1 protein-coding gene is annotated in these 718 nt (G+C 57.2%); it reads left to right on the forward strand.

The window, feature by feature from the left end; genetic code table 11:
- The first annotated feature begins 276 nt into the window (after positions 1-276).
- Positions 277-666, forward strand: coding sequence for an MFS transporter (locus ACRXB1_RS37190; protein ID WP_449494919.1), 390 nt, complete (start codon positions 277-279; stop codon positions 664-666).
- Positions 667-718: the final 52 nt, after the last annotated feature.

Consider the following 718-nt stretch of genomic DNA (forward strand, 5'->3'; position numbering starts at 1 on the left):
GGTCTGGAACAGGGGATCGCCGGCTTCCACGGTCTGTCCGACAGACACGAGCAAGTCCACGCCGGCGATCCGCTGTTCCAGATCCACGGTGACGACGCGGAACACGTGTCCGCTGCGGCCCAGTCCGCCAATGGTCTCTCCACGCATCATATATCCACGGAACGGCTCGCTCGCTCCGTCAGCATTTCTGCATGATCCCTCGAATATTGGGGACGTGATTCCAGTTTCTTTTGGTTTCCTATAATCCGTGTGACCGTTATCACCTGGAGTGATTAAATGCCAAACAAGATCGGCAAGTTGCGGTGGGGGATTGTTTCGATGCTGGTCGCTCCCATCACCTTCGTGATGACGCTGGATCGGGCGGCCATGACGATTGCGGCGCCCACCATTCAGAAAGAGCTGGGTCTCTCGCTGGTCGAGATGTCGGTCATCCTGACTGTGTATTTCTGGGCCTACGCTCTGGGGCAGGTTCCTGCGGGTCGTCTGGCCGAGCGGCATGGTTCACGCAAGGTTCTGGCGGGAACGAGCGCGCTGTGGTCTTTCATGATGATCCTGACGCCGCTGGGAACGGGGTTCAACTGGCTCGTCGGTTTGAGCTTGCCCGCAAAAAATGGATCCCTTGCTGAGTGTGTAAAACTCACGCAAGGAGGAAGGAAAGATGGGTAATCCGAGAGCTCGATATACGCAGGAATTCATGCTGGAAGCCGTGCGCATGGTC

It is taken from the genome of Caballeronia sp. M23-90, from assembly GCF_053574605.1.

Excerpts from the sequence above, each read along its gene's own strand:
- ACRXB1_RS37190 (WP_449494919.1), top strand. The coding sequence starts at position 277 with ATGCCAAACAAGATCGGCAAGTTGCGGTGGGGGATTGTTTCGATGCTG.